We start from the raw sequence: 14,553 nt of genomic DNA, 5'->3' as shown, positions 1-14,553 counted from the left end.
TCACATGTGTCTGTCCAGGTTCAAATATCAAGGTAAAAGCCCCGGCCAGGCCCAGGCAAAGGATACCCCACAGGGAACCCTTATCCCCCCGCAGGGCGGCGGGCGATGGCGCCCCGCCCCCAGAGTTGGGGGTGTGGGCCATGAGCTCCCTGGGCACGGTCCATGTTGGCCGGGCGTTCGCCCGCGCCCTTTGGGGTGGCCCTTGCCTGGGGGCTGGGGAGCGGTGGTCGAGGCCCGGTGCCAGCTGGGTTTGCCCGGGTCTGACGGCCGCCTGGGTCGCCCACTAATTCGCGAAAGGTACATTTCGCGCACGTATAATGGTCCCGTGCGCGCCGACCATCCCTCGCCCGCAATATGGAAAACCATCGGCATTAAAAGGCCCGATAAGGCCCTTGTGGACCTGGCCCCCTACGCGGAGTACCTGCTCCTGGAGCGGGGCTACTCCCCGAGGGGGATCCGCCGCTACCTCCAGGACCTGGCCTTCTGGTTTCGTTCCCTCGAGGCCCAGTCCATCCCCCCAGGCCCCGAGGCGGTCAGGGCCCTCCTGCTTCAGGAGCGCTGGGCGGCGAGGCGGGTGCAGGGCTTCCTGGCCGCCCTCAGGAGCTACTACCGCTACCTGGCCCAGGTGCGGGGCGAGCCCGTGGAAGACCCCACGGAGGGCATCGGCCGCCCCAAGGCGGGCCGCAGGCTTCCCCTGCACCCGAGCCCCGAGGAGCTCCGGCGCTTCCTCGAGGCCTTCCGGGAGGAAAAGGAGGCCAAGCTCCTCACCGCCCTGGCCCGCTTTCTCTACGGAACGGGCTTGCGCATCTCCGAAGCCCTTTCCCTGAAGGGCCGCAACGTGGTCTTGGAGAAGGGCTCGCCCGCGGCGGTGCGGGTGGTGGGCAAGGGCAACAAGGAGCGCCTGGTGCCCCTTTCCCGGACCGCCCGGGAGGCGCTGAAGGAGCTGGGGCTACCCCAAGGCCATGTGCCGATCTTCACCTTCTCCCAGGGGAAGCGGAAGGGGCGGGTGCCTTCCGCCCGCTACGTGGAAGCCCGGTTCCGCGAGGCCGCCCTACGGGCCGGCCTGGACCCCCGCCGCCTCACCCCCCACAAGCTGCGCCACGCCTACGCCACCTCCCTGGTGGAAAGCGGCGTGGAGCTGGACGCGGTGAAGGACCTCTTGGGCCACGAGTCCATCGCCACCACCCAGATCTACCTGCACGCCTCCCGGGAGCGGCTCAAGGAGGCAGCCTCGAGGCTCCCCGACCTCTGACCCCGGACCCGGAAGCGGGAACCCTTTAATGGTGACGCGGGACACTTGTCCCTTCCCCTCGTTTGTGCTAACCTAACAAACGACCGTTAGCCATGGAGCGCCGGGACGAGATCCTCCACATAGCAGGCCAGCTTTTCAGCCAGCGGGGCTACCACGCCACCAGCATGCGGGAGCTGGCCCGGCACCTGAACCTCCAGGGGGGAAGCCTCTACGCCCACATCGCCTCCAAGGAGGAGCTCCTCATCGAGGTGGTGCGCCAGGCGGCGGCCCGCTTCCTGGGGGTGCTAGAGGGCCTCGAGGGCGACCCCGTGGCCAAGATACGGGCCCTGGTCAGAGGCCACCTCCGGGTCATTGCCGAGGAGCTTCCCCGGGCCACGGTCTTCTTCCACGAGTGGAAGCACCTCTCCCCCCCCTTCCTCAAAGAGGCCAGGGCCTTAAGGCGCCGCTACGAGGAGGGGGTGCAGGGGGTGGTCCAGGAGGGGGTGGACAAGGGGGTCTTCCGGACGGAAAGCGCGCGCCTCGCCACCCTTTTCCTCCTTTCCGCCCTCAACTGGACCTACCAGTGGTACCGCCCCGAAGGCCCTTTGTCCCTGGAAGAGATCTCGGAGCAGTACGCCAGGCTGGTCCTTAGGGCCCTTGGCGTCTGGGAAGGAGGCGAGGATGGTGAGGCTTAGGATCGGCCACCCGGAAGACCCAGACTACGGGGAGAGGCTGGCGGAGTTCGAGGCCCGCATCGCCCGGGGGGAGAAGATCGAGCCCGGGGACTGGATGCCCGCGGAGTACCGCCGCCAGCTCATCCGCATGATCTCCCAGCACGCCCACAGCGAGTGGGTGGGGATGCTCCCAGAAGGGGCCTGGATCACCCGGGCCCCCTCCCTGAGGCGCAAGCTTATCCTCCTGGCCAAGGTGCAAGACGAGGCGGGCCACGGCCAGTACCTCTACCACGCCGCGGAAACCCTGGGGGTGAGCCGGGAGGAGATGGTGGCGGCCCTTTTGGAGGGCCGGGCTAAGTACTCCAACATCTTCAACTACCCCACCCTCACCTGGGCAGACATCGGCATCATCGGCTGGCTGGTGGACGGTATGGCCATCAAAAACCAGACCATGCTGGCCCAGTGCTCCTACGGGCCCTACTCCCGGGCCATGGTGCGCATCTGCGCCGAGGAGACCTTCCACCACAAGCAGGGGAAGGAGGCGGTCCTCCTCTACGCCAAGGGCTCCCCCAAGCAGCGAAGGATGGTGCAGGACGCCCTGAACCGCTGGTGGTGGCCCACCCTGATGATGGCGGGGCCCCACGACAGCGACTCCCCCCACTCCCCCCTCCTCCTCCGCTGGGGCATCAAGACCAAGACCAACGACCAGATCCGCCAGGAGTTCCTGAACGAGCACGTGCCCGAGCTTTTAGAGGCGGGCCTCGTCCCCCCAGACCCGGAGCTCCGCTACGACGAGGGGACCGGGAACTGGGTCCACGGGCCCATCCCCTGGGACGAGTTCTGGAAGGTCATCAACGGGGAGGGTCCCATGAACCGCCACCGCCTTGCGGCCCGTAGGCGGGCCCACGAGGAGGGCCACTGGGTGCGGGAGGCCATGGAGGCCCACGCCCTGCGCCGCCTGGCCCAGGCCGCCGATTAGGAGGAGCGCCATGTGGGGAACGGAGTGGCCCCGGTACGAGGTCATCAAGCAGGACACTCCCAAAAGCTCGCCCCAGATGGTGGGTTCGGTGCACGCCGTGGGCCCCGAGCATGCCCTCCTGGTGGCCCGGCACGTCTTCGTGCGGCGCCCCGCCGCCTACGCCCTCTTCGTGGCCCCGGCGGAGGCCTTCTTCCACATCACCCAGGAGGGGCTTAAGGATCCTGGGGCCTTGAGGCCCGAGGAGGGCCCGGAGGAGCCCTACTGGGTCTTCGCCAAGCGGAGCCACCGCCGCAGCATGGTCTACGGGGACCTGGTGGGCCGCTTTGCCGCCAGGGGTCCCGGGGACGCCATCGCCCAGGCCCTCCTTCAGGCCCAGGGGGTGGCCTTCTGGGCGGTTCCCGAGCGCCTGGTGGCGGGCACCGAGCCCAAGGAGGAGGTGGTGGAGAGCTGGTTTGCCCCGGCCAAGGAGAAGACCTACCGGCTGCAGAGCTACTACGGCCTCATCACCGCCAAGGGAGAGGAGGTGTAGGATGTTGGACGCCTACCTGAAGGAGGCCCTGGTGGCCCGGCTCACCGCCTTGGCCGACGACGAGGTGGTCCTGGCCCAGCGCCTCGCCGAGTGGGTGGGCCACGCCCCCATCCTGGAGGAGGACATCGCCATCGCCAACCTGGCCCAGGACGAGCTGGGCCACGCCAAGCTCTGGCTGGAGCTTAAGGGGGAGCTGGATGGCTCCGACCCCGACCGCCTGGTCTTCTTCCGCGACCCCCTGGAGTACCGAAACGCCGTCCTCCTGGAGCTTCCCAGGGGGGACTGGGCCTTCACCATGGTGCGGCAGTACCTCTTCGACGCCTACGAGAACCTGTGGCTCAAGGAGGCGGCGAGGAGCGCCTACCTCCCCCTGGCCGAGGCGGCGGGCCGCATCCTAAAGGAGGAGCGCTTCCACCTCCGGCACTCGGGCCTCTGGGTGGAGCGCCTGGGCCAGGGCACGGAGGAGAGCCACCGCCGGTCCCAGGAGGCCCTGGATACCCTCTTTCCCTANGGGTGGAGCGCCTGGGCCAGGGCACGGAGGAGAGCCACCGCCGGTCCCAGGAGGCCCTGGATACCCTCTTTCCCTACACCCGCCAGCTCTTCCAGCCCCTCCCCGGGGAGGAGGCCCTGGTGGAGGCCGGGGTGGTGCCAGACCTAAGGGCCCTGGAAGGGCCCTACCTGGACGAGGTGAAGGGCTTTTTGCAAAGGGCGGGCCTTAAGCCTCCCGAAGGGGGCTACGTGCCCAAGAGCCGCCAGGAGCACACGGAGTACCTGTGGTCCCTCCTGGCGGAGATGCAGTCCGTGGCCCGCTGGGACCAGGAGGCCAAGGCGTGGTAGGGCGCTACTGGGAGGCCCTGAAGGGGGTCAAGGACCCGGAGATCCCCGTCCTGGACATCGTGGAGATGGGGATGGTCCTTTCCGTGGAAGAGGAGGGAAACCGGGTGCGGGTGGTCTTCCGCCCCACCTTCTCGGGCTGCCCCGCCCTGGCCCTCATCCGCGAGGAGATCGGCAGGGCCCTGAAGGCGGCGGGGGCGGAGGAGGTGGAGGTGGTGGAGGCCCGGACCCCCTGGAGCACGGAGGAGATGGCCGAGGAGGCCAGGGCCAAGCTGCTGGCCTACGGCATCGCCCCGCCTCTTCCCCTCCCCCTGGCCCACCAGGACCCCGCCTGCCCCCGGTGCGGGAGCCGCCAGGTGGGTCTCAAGAACGCCTTCGGGGCCACCCTGTGCAAGTCCCTCTACCAGTGCAACGCCTGCGGGGAGGTCTTCGAGGCCTTCAAGGCGGTGTGAGGGCGCCTCACCTGGACTTGGTCCGCGTGGGGGCCCGGCCAGGGGAAGGGTGTAGGCTTTGGAGGCCGGGCAGGAGAAGGGAGGAGGCCCCCGGGCTCCCAGGGGAGGGTGTGGGGGGCGGTGCCCGGAGCCTCGAGGTCTGAGGGCGGTCTGAGCGAAGGAGGCGCGGATGAAGGTCAAGAGCTATCTCATGGGCCGGTGGCGCGAAGGCGAAGGCGAGGGCGTGCCCCTCCGGGACGCGGCCACGGGGGAGGCCATAGGCTTCGTCACCTCCGAAGGGCTGCCCCTGAGGGAGGCGGTGGCCTGGGGGCGGGAGGCGGGGGGCGGGGCCCTCCTGGCCCTGGACTTCCGGGAAAGGGGCCGACGGCTCCGGGCCCTGGCCCAGTACCTTTCCGAACGCAAAGAGGAGCTCTACCGGCTTTACGCCACCACCGGAGGGACGAGGCGGGACGCCTGGTACGACGTGGATGGGGGGATCGGGGTGCTCTTCGCCTACAGCTCCCTGGCCCGGCAGCTCCCCGAGGGGAACCTCCTGCCCGAGGAGGAAAACCTGCCCCTGAGCAAGGACCATTCCTTCCAGGGCCGCCACCTCCTGGGGCCCAAGGGGGGGATCACCCTACAGGTGAACGCCTTCAACTTCCCCGTCTGGGGCCTTCTGGAGAAGTTCGCCCCCGCCTTCTTGGCCGGGGTGCCCACCCTGGCCAAGGCCGCCACCCCCACGGCCCACGTGGCCGAGGGCCTGGTGCGGCTCATGCTGGCCTCGGGCTTCCTGCCCGAAGGGAGCCTCCAGTTCGTGGCCGGGGGCCTGGGGGAGGCCCTGGAGGCCCTGGACCACCGGGACAGCCTTTACTTCACCGGCTCCAAGGCCACCGCCGACCGCCTCCGCCGCCACCCGGCCTTCCTGGAGCGGGGGGCCTTTTTCAACGCCGAGACCGACTCCCTGAACGCCGCCCTCCTGGGGGAAGAGGCCGGAGAGGAAGAGCTCCAGCGCCTGGCGGAGGAGATCGCCGCTGAGCTCACCATCAAGTCGGGGCAGCGCTGCACCGCCATCCGCCGGGTCTTCGCCCCCGAGGGGCGGCTTGAGGCCCTCCTGGAGGCCACCCGGGAGCGCCTGGCCCGCCTCCGGCTCGGGGACCCACGGGAGGAAGGGGTGGATCTCGGGCCTCTGGCCTCCCCGGGGCAGAAGGAAGAGGTGGCAAGGGCCCTGGAAGCCCTTCTGGCCGGAGGGGCCAGGGTGTACTGGCAGCACCCGGGAAGGCGGGACGGGGCCTTCTTCCCCCCCAGCCTCCTCCTGGCGGAGGACCCCTATGGGGAGGCCTTGCACCGGGTGGAGGCCTTCGGCCCCGTGGCCACCTTCTTCCCCTATGGAAACCGGGAAGAGGCCCTGCGCCTCCTCCGCCTGGGCGGGGGGATGCTGGCGGCCACCCTGGCCACTCCCGACCCCGAGGAGGCCCGCTTCTACCTCCTGGGGCTTTCCGGGGAGGTGGGCCGGCTCCACGTCCTGAACCGCTTTGATGCCCATAGCTCCACCGGCCACGGCTCCCCCCTGCCCCGCCTCCTCCACGGGGGGCCGGGGCGGGCGGGGGGCGGGGAGGAGCTCGGGGGGCTCCTCTCCGTGCGGCGCCACCTCGCCCGCCTGGCCCTGCAGGCGGACCCCAAGACCCTCCAGGCCCTCACCGGGGAGTACGCCAAGGGGGCGGAGCGTCCCACCCAGGTGCACCCCTTCCGCAAGCACTACGAGGAGCTGGAGGTGGGGGAAACCCTCCTCACCCACCGCCGCACGGTGACGGAGGCGGACATCGCCCTCTTCGCCCACCTCTCCTGGGACCACTTCTACGCCCACACCGACGAGCTGGCGGCCAAAGAGAGCCTCTTCGGCCGGCGGGTGGCCCACGGCTACTTCGTCCTCTCCGCCGCCGCCGGGCTCTTCGTGGACCCCGCCCCGGGGCCGGTCCTGGCCAACTACGGCCTCGAGGCCTTGCGCTTCACCGAGCCCGTGGGCGTGGGGGACACCCTGCAGGCCCGGCTCACGGTGCGGGCCAAACGCCCCCGGGACGAGGGGACCGGGGTGGTGGAGTGGGCGGTGGAGGTCACCAACCAGGAGGGCAAGACCGTGGCCGCCTACACCATCCTCACCCTGGTGGCCCGGAAGCCCGGCCTAAGGTGAGGGAGGGCACCTTCCCCTCGCAAAGGGAGGTATCCTGAGGGTGGAGGTACGCTATGGCCAAAGCCCTGATCCCCCTGCTCCTGGGGTTTCTCCTGCCCCTGGCCTGGGCCCAGTCGGGACCTGCCCTCTACAACCAGTACTGCGCCAGCTGCCACCAGGCGAGCGGCCAGGGCCTTCCCGGGGCCTTCCCGCCCCTGGCGGGGCATGTGCAGGAGATCCTCGCCAAAAAGGAGGGGCGGGCCTACCTGATCCAGGTGGTCCTCTTCGGGCTTCAGGGCCAGATCCGGGTCCGGGGCCAGACCTATAGCGGGGTCATGCCGGGCTGGGCCGCCCAGCTCAAGGACGACCAGGTGGCCGCCATCCTGAACCACGTGGCCACCAGCTTCGGCAACCGGCTGCCCCCGGGACAGGGGCCCTTCACCCCCCAGGAGGTGGCCCAGGAGCGGGCCAAAAGGCTCACCCCGGACCGGGTCTACGCCCTGCGCCGGGCCCTGGGGCTTTAGCCCTCCGCCAGCCCCCTGTCCGGGGCGGGCGTGGTGTACAATGGGCCCATGGCCGAGCACGAAGCGGCCTTCTGTCCCGTCTACACCGCCTTAAACCTTCTCCAGGAGAAGTGGACCCTGCACATCGTCCGCTCCCTCCTGGAGGGGCCCAAGGGTTTCAACGAGCTTTCCCGGGCCATCGGGGGGGTGAACCCCGCCACCCTCTCCCAGCGCTTGGACCATCTGGTGGCCCTCGGCGTGGTGGAGAAGCGGGTGGAGTCCTACATGCCCCCCCGGACCCGCTACCGCCTCACGGAGGCGGGCCGGGAGCTGGAGGCGGTGATCGCCGCCATCGACCGCTGGGCCCGCAAAAACCTCAAGGCCCCGGTAGGCTAGGGCCCTATTCCGCCTCCCCCGCCAGGTACTGCAGGTAGTTCTGGAGCCCCATCTGCTCCTTGAGCTCCCGCTGGGTCTCCAGCCAGTCCACGTGGGCCTCCTCGTCCTTGAGGATCTCCGCCACCAGGTCCCGGGTGCCGTTGTCCCCCAGCTGCTGGGCCAGGTTCATGGTCTCGTTGTAGCCCTTCACCGCCTGGAGCTCCCCCTCGTAGTCCTTGAAGAGGATTTCCTCCACGTTCTTGCCGATCCGGATCTCCCCGATCCGGCTTACCTCCGGGAAGCCCTCCAGGAAGAGGATGCGCTCGATGTGCCTCTCCGCGTGGCGCATCTCGGTGATGGCGTGGGCCTTGAGGTGCGCCGCCAGGGCCTTGAAGCCCCAGTTCTCCGCCATCTCCGCGTGCACCATGTACTGCAAGATGGCGGCGAGCTCCTCGGAAAGCCTTTCCTGGAGGCTTTGGATCACGTCCGGGTGGCCTTTCATAGGGAACCTCCGGGGCCCATTATACCCCCAGGGGCACCCGGCAAAGGGTGGCCCCCCGGGCCTCCAGGTGGTAGGCCTCCTCCGCCTCCCCGGGGCAGTCCTCCCGGTGGTGGGCCCCCCGGCTTTCCTCCCGCAGGAGGGCCATGCGCAGGAGGAGACGGGCGAGGAGGGCCAGGTTCCCCGCCTCCAGGTGGGGCCTTGCGGCCCGGTCCGGGGGGCTTTCCTCCAGGGGAAGCCCCTCGGCGAAGGCCAGGGCCGCCTCCAGGCCCTCCCTCCGGCGCAGCACCCCCGCTCCCTCCCCCATCCGCCGCCGGAGCCCGGGGAGAAGGGCGGGGTCCAGGGTCAGGGCGGGCAGGGGCTCCGGGGCCTTGGGAAAGGCCAGGCTGGCGAGGGCTGCCCGGGCGGCCCGCTGCCCTAGGACCAGGCCCTCCAGGAGGCTGTTGGAGGCCAAACGGTTGGCCCCGTGGAGCCCGGTGGAGGCCACCTCCCCCGCGGCGTAGAGGCCCGCGACCCCGGTGAAGCCCCAGGGGTCGGTCCTCACCCCCCCTATGGCGTAGTGGGCGGCGGGGGCCACGGGGAGGGGCTCCTTCAGGGGGTCCAGGCCCAGGGCCCGGGCCTGGGCCACCACCGTGGGGAAGCGCTCCTCCAGGCGGGGGATGGGCCTCAGGTCCAGGAAGACCCCTCCGGTGCGCAGGCCCTCCAGGAAGACCGCCCGGGCCACCACGTCCCGGGGGGCGAGCTCCGCCAGGGGGTCGTAGCGGGGCAGGAAGCGCTCCCCCAGGGCGTTCACCAGGATGGCCCCCTCTCCCCGGCAGGCCTCGCTCACCAGGGAGCCCTCGGGGAGGGCCGTGGGATGAAACTGGACGAACTCCAGGTCCCGCAGGACGGCTCCCGCCCGGTAGGCCAGGGCCATTCCGTCCCCCGTGGCCCCGGGGGGGTTGGTGGTCACGGGGAAGAGCCGCCCCAGTCCCCCGGTGGCCAGGAGGACCGCCCCGGCCCGCACCTCCAGGGGGCCCTCCGGGCCGAGGACATAGGCTCCCGCCACCCGGTCTCCTGCCACCAGGAGGCTCACCGCCAGGTGCCCTTCCAGGACCGGGCTCCTGAGGCGGGCCAGGAGGCCCCGGAGGAGGAGGAGGCCGCTCCTATCCCCTCCCAGGTGGCGCACCCGGGCCCGGGAGTGCCCCCCCTCCCGGGTGGGCTCGGGGTGGAAGGGGAGGCCCCAGGCGAGGAGGCGTTCCAGGTGCTCGGGCGCCTCTTCCAGGATGGAGCGGGCCACCCCTTCCTCCACCAGGCCCCGCCCGGCCCGCAGGGTGTCCTGGAGGTGGGCCTCCAGGTCCGCCACGTCCCGGGGGAAGGCCACCCCCCCCTGGGCCCAGGGGGTGGCGCCGGAGGGCAGGGGATCCTTGCTGAGGAGGAGGACCCGGGCCCCCTCCCCTTCCGCGGCCAAGGCGGCGTACACCCCCGCCACCCCGGCCCCCAGGATCAGAAGGTCTACGGTCAGGGTCCGCACCCCGCCCCTAGCCCACGGCCACCATGGCCTCGAGGGCCCGCCGGGCCCGCCCCGCCACCTCCTCGGGCACCCCCACCGCGTAGCGCATCTCCTTCAGGGAGAGGTAGACCTTCTCCAGGGTGATCCGCTTCATGTACTCGCAGACGGCATCGGGCTTCACCGGGACGAAGGTCTTCCCCGGGGCTTCCTTGGCGAGGCGGTGGAGGATCCCCACCTCCGTAGCCACCACGAACTCCCGGGCCTCCGCCCGCCGGGCGTAGCGCACCATGCCTTCGGTGGAGAGCATCTTGGCGTCGGGCTTGAGGTAGAGGCAGCCCGAGCCGCAGCCGCACTCGGGGTGGATGAGGAACTCCGCCCCCGGGTGGGTCTCCAGGAGGGCCTTGAGGTGCTCCTCGCGGATCCCCGCGTGCACGTGGCACTCCCCGGGGAAGAGGTGGAGCCTCCGCCCCGTCACCCGGGCCACGTGGGCCCCCAGGAACATGTCGGGCACGAAGAGGATGGGCCGGTCCTGGGGGAGGCGGGCGACCACCTCCACCGCGTTGGCGCTGGTCACGCACACGTCCGCCAGGGCCTTCACCTCGGCCCTGGTGTTCACGTAGGCCACCACGATCCCCTCGGGGTGGGCCGCCTTCCAGGCCAGGACGTCCTCCGGGCGGAGGCTGTCCGCCAGGGAGCAGCCCGCCTCCAGGTCCGGCAGGAGCACGGTCTTGTCGGGGTTGAGGATGGCGGCGGTTTCCGCCATGAAGTGCACCCCGGCGAAGACGATCACCTTGGCCGGGGTTCGCTCGGCCTCCCGGGCCAGGCCTAGGGAGTCCCCCACGAAGTCGGCCACCTCCTGCACCTCGGGGAGCTGGTAGGAGTGGGCCAGGATCACCGCCTGCCGCTCCGCCTTCAGGCGGAGCACCTCTTGGGTAAGGAGTTCCTTGTCCATGGTCTGAGCGTCCACCGGGCCGAAGCCCTTTTCCCCGAGCCCGGGCCTGCGCCTCGGGGGGCCGCGCCCGGGCCCCTACCCCCCTTTTATGGTAGCGCCCGCCGGCCCTCAGGGGTACACCACCAGCAGGGAGAGGTCCAGGGCCTTGGCGGAGTGGGTGAGGGCCCCCACGCTCACGTAGTCCACCCCGGCCTCCGCCGCCTGGCGGGCGCGCTCCGGGGTCATGTTGCCGCTGGCTTCCAGGGGCACCCGCCCCCCCGCGCGGCGCACCGCCTCCCGCAGGTCTTCCACGGAGAAGTTGTCCAGGAGGATCAGGTCCGCCCCCGCCTCCAGGGCCTCCTCCAGCTCCGCCAGGCTCGTCACCTCCACCTCCACCTTCAGGTGGTGGGGGGCCCCGGCCTTGGCCCGGCGCACCGCCTGGGCCACCCCCCCCGCCGCCCGGAGGTGGTTCTCCTTGAGGAGGATCCCGTCAAAGAGGCCGAAGCGGTGGTTCTTCCCCCCGCCCACCCGCACCGCGTACTTCTCCAGGGCCCTTAGGCCTGGGGTGGTCTTGCGGGTGTCCAGGACCTGAGTCCCCGTGCCCCTCAGGGCCTCCACGTAGCTTCGGGTGAGGGTGGCGATCCCGGAAAGGCGCCCGAGGAGGTTCAGGGCCAGCCGCTCCCCCGCCAGGATGCCCCTTAGGGGCCCCTCGAGGCGGGCCAGCTCCTGTCCCGGGGCCACCTCTGCCCCTTCCGCTACCAGCGGCGTGAAGGCCACCCGGGTGTCCGCCAAGGCGAAGACCTCCCGGGCCACGGGGAGCCCGGCCACCACCCCCTCCGCCTTGGCCAGGATCACCGCCTGGCCCCAGAGGCCCTCCGGCACCACCAGCTGGCTGGTCAGGTCCCCGTGGCCCAGATCCTCCTGGAGCCAGGCCCTCAAGGTCGCCTCCGGCACCATCGCTCCCATTGTAAGGGGGAGGGGGCAGGCCTGCGGGCCCCCGGGTTAGCCTTAGGGCATGGCCGACCGCCTGAAGGACGCCCTGAGCCCCTACCTCCGGGCCCACGCGGGGGACCCGGTGGACTGGTACCCCTACGGGGAGGAAGCCTTCCGGAGGGCCCGGGAGGAGGGCAAGCCCCTCTTCCTCTCCGTGGGCTACCACACCTGCCACTGGTGCCACGTGATGCACCGGGAGAGCTTTCAGGACCCGGAGGTGGCCGCCCTCCTCAACGCCCACTTCGTCCCCGTGAAGGTGGACCGGGAGGAGCGGCCCGACGTGGACGCCGCCTACATGCGGGCCCTGGTGAGCCTCACCGGGCAGGGGGGCTGGCCCATGAGCCTCTTCCTCACCCCCGAGGGCAAGCCCTTCTTTGGGGGCACCTACTTCCCCAAGGAGGACCGGGGGAGCCTGCCGGGCTTCAGGCGCGTCCTGTTGGCGGTGGCCCAGGCCTGGCGGGCGGAGCGGGAGGGGATCGAGCGGGAGGCGGAGCGCCTGGCCCAGGCCCTGTGGCGGAGCCTCACCCCTCCCCCAGGGCCCGTCCCCGAGGACGCGGAGGAGCGGGCCCTGGAGGCCCTGGGCCGCGCCTTCGACCCCGAATGGGGAGGGTTCCTCCCCGCCCCCAAGTTCCCCCAAGGCCCCCTCCTCCTCTACCTCCTGGCCCTCGCCTGGCGGGGCGAGGGGAGGGCCCGGGGGATGCTCCTGGGGACCCTCCGGGCCATGGCCCTGGGGGGGGTCTACGACCAGGTGGGCGGGGGGTTCCACCGCTACAGCGTGGACCGCTTCTGGCGGGTCCCCCACTTCGAGAAGATGCTCTACGACAACGCCCTCCTGGCCCGGGTCTACCTGGGGGCCCACAGGGTTTTCGGGGAGCCCCTCTTCCTGCGGGTGGCCCGGGAGACCCTGGAATGGCTCCTTGCCATGCAGGGAAGGGAAGGGGGGTTCTTCACCGCCCTGGACGCGGAAAGCGAGGGGGAGGAGGGGCGGTACTACACCTGGACCGAGGGGGAGGTGCGGGAGGCCCTGGGGGAGGACTTCCCCCTGGCCCGCCGCCTCTTCGCCCTGGGGGAGGACCTGGGGGGGCGGAGCATCCTCACCGCCTGGGGGGAGGAGGAGGTCCGGAAAGCCCTGGGGGAGGGGTTTCCCGCCTGGCGGGAGGGGGTCCGGGGGAGGCTCCTCGCCGCCCGGAGGCGTCGCCTGCCCCCGGCTTTGGACGACAAGGTCCTCGCCGACTGGTCGGCCCTGGCGGTGAGGGCCTTGGCGGAGGCGGGGAGGCTCCTTGGGGAGGCGCGGTACCTGGAGGCCGCCCGCAAGGGGGTGCGCTTCCTCCTGGGAACCATGACGCAGGGGGGGCTTCTCCGGCACGCCTGGCGGGAGGGAAGGCTAGGGGAGGAAGCCTTCCTCGCGGACCAGAGCCTCGCCAGCCTGGCCCTTTTGGAGCTCTACGCCGCCACCGGGGAGTGGCCCTACCTGGAGGAGGCCCGCCGCCTGGCGGAGGCGGCCTGGGCGGAGTTCCGGAGCAAGGGGACGGGGTCTTTCCCTCCCCTGCCCGCCCGGGAGGTGGAGGAGGGGGCCCTGCCCTCGGGGGAAAGCGCCCTGGCGGAGGCCTTCTGGCGGCTTGGGGCGGCCTTCGGGGGGGACTACCGGGAGCGGGCCGAGGCCCTCTTGGAGGAGAGGGCCTTGTGGCTGGCCCGCTACCCCCAGGCCCTTCCCGCCACCCTCTTGGCCCTGCGCCTGCTCCGGGAGGGCACGGAGTTGGCCTTGCCCCTGCCCTCGCCCCTGTGGCCGGAGGCCCGGGCCCTCTACCTCCCCCTGACCCAGGTGGCCCTGGGGCCCGCAGGGGCCCTGCCTGCCCTGGAAGGGCGGGAGCCCGGTCTGGCCTACCTCTGCGGACAAGGGGCGTGTGCCCTCCCCGCTTCCTCCCTCGAGGGCCTGGGGGCCAGGCTGGCCGGGTGGTACTCCCTGGAGGCCGTTCCTTTCTGATCGCCTCCCTGTCCTGGGCTTGGGAACGGTAGGGGATATTTCGTGCTTTTATTCACGATAAAGCAAGCTCGTGAAAACCCTCCTGGCTAAGGGGTGCCCCGGGGCCTTTGGCCACGGAGCCTGCGGCCCCCAAGCCTGACCCTGCCCTGACGAAGCCCCCCTAGGTTGGGGCCATGGACCTCCGCCTTTCCCTGGGCGCGGCCGAGGCCGCAGGACGGCTTCCCTACCTGGAGGAGCTGGGGCTCGGCCTCGAGGTCTACCTGGACCCCGCCCACCTGGAGGAGGACGACCTCTTCGGGGAGCTGGCCAGGGCCCTGCGCCGCCCCCCTTCCGCCCACCTCCCCTTCTGGAACCTGGACCTCCTCTCCCCCGACCCCGAGGTGCGGGCCCTCTCCCTGCGCCGCCTCCTCCTGGGCCTGGACCGGGCGGCGGAGCTGGGAGCCGACCGGGCGGTGTTCCACTCCGGCATCCCCCACGGGCGCACCCCAGAGGAGGCCAAGGAGCGGGGGGAGCGGCTTTCGGAGGCCTTGGCACCGGTGGTGCGGCGGGCGGAGGTCCTGGGGGTGCGCCTCCTCCTGGAGAACACCCACGAGCCGGGACCCGAGGCCCTCCGGCCGGTACTGGCGGCCTACCCCGGGCGGGTCGGGTTTTGCTTTGACGCCGCCCACGCCCGGGTCTTCAGCCAGGTGCCGGAGCCCGAGGCCTGGCTGGCCCTGGCCCCCGAACACCTCCACCTCAACGACAGCGACGGGGTCTGCGACCGCCACTGGAACCTGGGCCAGGGGGTCCTGGGCCACCCCCGCTGGCTCCCCCCCTACCTGGACCGCACCCTGGTCCTGGAGTTGCGGGAGGACCCCCTGCCCTCCCTGGCCCTCCTCCTGGAGCTGGCCGAGGGGGTGCCTGACCTTTCCCTGACCCAAGGGGGTTAGCC

Annotated in this window: 14 protein-coding genes and 1 pseudogene; 11 read left to right on the top strand and 4 right to left on the bottom strand. The window is 71.4% G+C overall.

Annotation, left to right across the window (positions count from 1 at the left end):
- The first annotated feature begins 325 nt into the window (after nt 1-325).
- The 9 genes and pseudogenes from ETP66_RS09785 (at nt 326) to ETP66_RS09745 (ending at nt 7,744) form a co-directional block, all read left to right on the top strand.
- The gene (locus ETP66_RS09785) at nt 326-1,252 is read left to right on the top strand and encodes a tyrosine-type recombinase/integrase (RefSeq protein WP_130842453.1); all 927 of its coding nucleotides are present in this window, start codon (nt 326-328) and stop codon (nt 1,250-1,252) included.
- Nucleotides 1,253-1,344: 92 nt separating this feature from the next.
- Entirely contained in the window at nt 1,345-1,926 is a 582-nt protein-coding gene (locus ETP66_RS09780; RefSeq protein ID WP_130842452.1) for a TetR/AcrR family transcriptional regulator, read from the top strand.
- Nucleotides 1,913-2,884 carry a 1,2-phenylacetyl-CoA epoxidase subunit PaaA gene (paaA, locus tag ETP66_RS09775; RefSeq protein ID WP_130842451.1) on the top strand — a complete coding sequence of 324 codons (972 nt, stop codon included), beginning with the start codon at nt 1,913-1,915 and terminating at the stop codon, nt 2,882-2,884. The genes ETP66_RS09780 and paaA overlap by 14 nt, the downstream gene beginning before the upstream one ends.
- Before the next feature lie 10 nt (nt 2,885-2,894).
- Nucleotides 2,895-3,413, top strand: a complete 519-nt coding sequence (locus ETP66_RS09770; protein WP_130842450.1) for a phenylacetic acid degradation protein — start codon at nt 2,895-2,897, stop codon at nt 3,411-3,413.
- A gap of 1 nt (nt 3,414) precedes the next feature.
- Nucleotides 3,415-4,250 (top strand): annotated as a pseudogene (paaC, locus tag ETP66_RS09765) (1,2-phenylacetyl-CoA epoxidase subunit PaaC).
- On the top strand, nt 4,244-4,699 hold the full coding sequence (gene paaD, locus ETP66_RS09760; protein ID WP_201738520.1) for a 1,2-phenylacetyl-CoA epoxidase subunit PaaD: 456 nt from the start codon (nt 4,244-4,246) through the stop codon (nt 4,697-4,699). Before paaC ends, paaD begins: the two are co-directional and overlap by 7 nt.
- A gap of 169 nt (nt 4,700-4,868) precedes the next feature.
- Nucleotides 4,869-6,866, top strand: coding sequence for a phenylacetic acid degradation bifunctional protein PaaZ (paaZ, locus tag ETP66_RS09755; RefSeq protein ID WP_130842448.1), 1,998 nt, complete (start codon nt 4,869-4,871; stop codon nt 6,864-6,866).
- A gap of 53 nt (nt 6,867-6,919) precedes the next feature.
- Nucleotides 6,920-7,369, top strand: coding sequence for a c-type cytochrome (locus ETP66_RS09750; RefSeq protein WP_130842447.1), 450 nt, complete (start codon nt 6,920-6,922; stop codon nt 7,367-7,369).
- A gap of 48 nt (nt 7,370-7,417) precedes the next feature.
- Nucleotides 7,418-7,744, top strand: a complete 327-nt coding sequence (locus tag ETP66_RS09745) for a winged helix-turn-helix transcriptional regulator (RefSeq protein WP_130842446.1) — start codon at nt 7,418-7,420, stop codon at nt 7,742-7,744.
- A gap of 4 nt (nt 7,745-7,748) precedes the next feature.
- Here ETP66_RS09745 and bfr read toward each other — a convergent pair whose 3' ends face one another.
- The 4 genes from bfr to nadC form a co-directional block, all read right to left on the bottom strand.
- Nucleotides 7,749-8,225, bottom strand: a complete 477-nt coding sequence (gene bfr, locus ETP66_RS09740) for a bacterioferritin (protein WP_130842445.1) — start codon at nt 8,223-8,225, stop codon at nt 7,749-7,751.
- A gap of 19 nt (nt 8,226-8,244) precedes the next feature.
- A complete protein-coding gene (locus ETP66_RS09735) occupies nt 8,245-9,735 on the bottom strand; it encodes an L-aspartate oxidase (RefSeq protein WP_130842444.1) in 1,491 nt (496 codons plus the stop codon).
- A gap of 7 nt (nt 9,736-9,742) precedes the next feature.
- Nucleotides 9,743-10,666, bottom strand: a complete 924-nt coding sequence (nadA, locus tag ETP66_RS09730) for a quinolinate synthase NadA (RefSeq protein ID WP_130842443.1) — start codon at nt 10,664-10,666, stop codon at nt 9,743-9,745.
- Between the two features lie 108 nt (nt 10,667-10,774).
- Nucleotides 10,775-11,611 (bottom strand): carboxylating nicotinate-nucleotide diphosphorylase, encoded by an 837-nt coding sequence (nadC, locus tag ETP66_RS09725; protein WP_130842442.1) that lies wholly within the window; start codon nt 11,609-11,611, stop codon nt 10,775-10,777.
- Between the two features lie 49 nt (nt 11,612-11,660).
- Between nadC and ETP66_RS09720 the strand changes: the two genes are divergently transcribed.
- The gene (locus ETP66_RS09720) at nt 11,661-13,622 is read left to right on the top strand and encodes a thioredoxin domain-containing protein (protein WP_130842441.1); all 1,962 of its coding nucleotides are present in this window, start codon (nt 11,661-11,663) and stop codon (nt 13,620-13,622) included.
- A gap of 173 nt (nt 13,623-13,795) precedes the next feature.
- Nucleotides 13,796-14,551 carry a sugar phosphate isomerase/epimerase family protein gene (locus ETP66_RS09715; protein WP_130842440.1) on the top strand — a complete coding sequence of 252 codons (756 nt, stop codon included), beginning with the start codon at nt 13,796-13,798 and terminating at the stop codon, nt 14,549-14,551.
- Nucleotides 14,552-14,553 lie beyond the last annotated feature (2 nt).

Source organism: Thermus thermamylovorans (assembly GCF_004307015.1).
Taxonomy (GTDB): domain Bacteria; phylum Deinococcota; class Deinococci; order Deinococcales; family Thermaceae; genus Thermus; species Thermus thermamylovorans.
Note: the sequence above shows the minus strand (reverse complement) of the source record. Positions and strands in the feature narration are given on the sequence as shown.

Bases quoted from the DNA above. Each gene is read 5' to 3' on its own strand.
- ETP66_RS09780 (WP_130842452.1), top strand. From the start codon at position 1,345: ATGGAGCGCCGGGACGAGATCCTCCACATAGCAGGCCAGCTTTTCAGC.
- paaA (WP_130842451.1), top strand. From the start codon at position 1,913: ATGGTGAGGCTTAGGATCGGCCACCCGGAAGACCCAGACTACGGGGAG.
- ETP66_RS09770 (WP_130842450.1), top strand. From the start codon at position 2,895: ATGTGGGGAACGGAGTGGCCCCGGTACGAGGTCATCAAGCAGGACACT.
- paaZ (WP_130842448.1), top strand. From the start codon at position 4,869: ATGAAGGTCAAGAGCTATCTCATGGGCCGGTGGCGCGAAGGCGAAGGC.
- ETP66_RS09750 (WP_130842447.1), top strand. From the start codon at position 6,920: ATGGCCAAAGCCCTGATCCCCCTGCTCCTGGGGTTTCTCCTGCCCCTG.
- ETP66_RS09745 (WP_130842446.1), top strand. From the start codon at position 7,418: ATGGCCGAGCACGAAGCGGCCTTCTGTCCCGTCTACACCGCCTTAAAC.
- bfr (WP_130842445.1), bottom strand. From the start codon at position 8,225: ATGAAAGGCCACCCGGACGTGATCCAAAGCCTCCAGGAAAGGCTTTCC.
- nadA (WP_130842443.1), bottom strand. From the start codon at position 10,666: ATGGACAAGGAACTCCTTACCCAAGAGGTGCTCCGCCTGAAGGCGGAG.
- nadC (WP_130842442.1), bottom strand. From the start codon at position 11,611: ATGGGAGCGATGGTGCCGGAGGCGACCTTGAGGGCCTGGCTCCAGGAG.
- ETP66_RS09720 (WP_130842441.1), top strand. From the start codon at position 11,661: ATGGCCGACCGCCTGAAGGACGCCCTGAGCCCCTACCTCCGGGCCCAC.
- ETP66_RS09715 (WP_130842440.1), top strand. From the start codon at position 13,796: ATGGACCTCCGCCTTTCCCTGGGCGCGGCCGAGGCCGCAGGACGGCTT.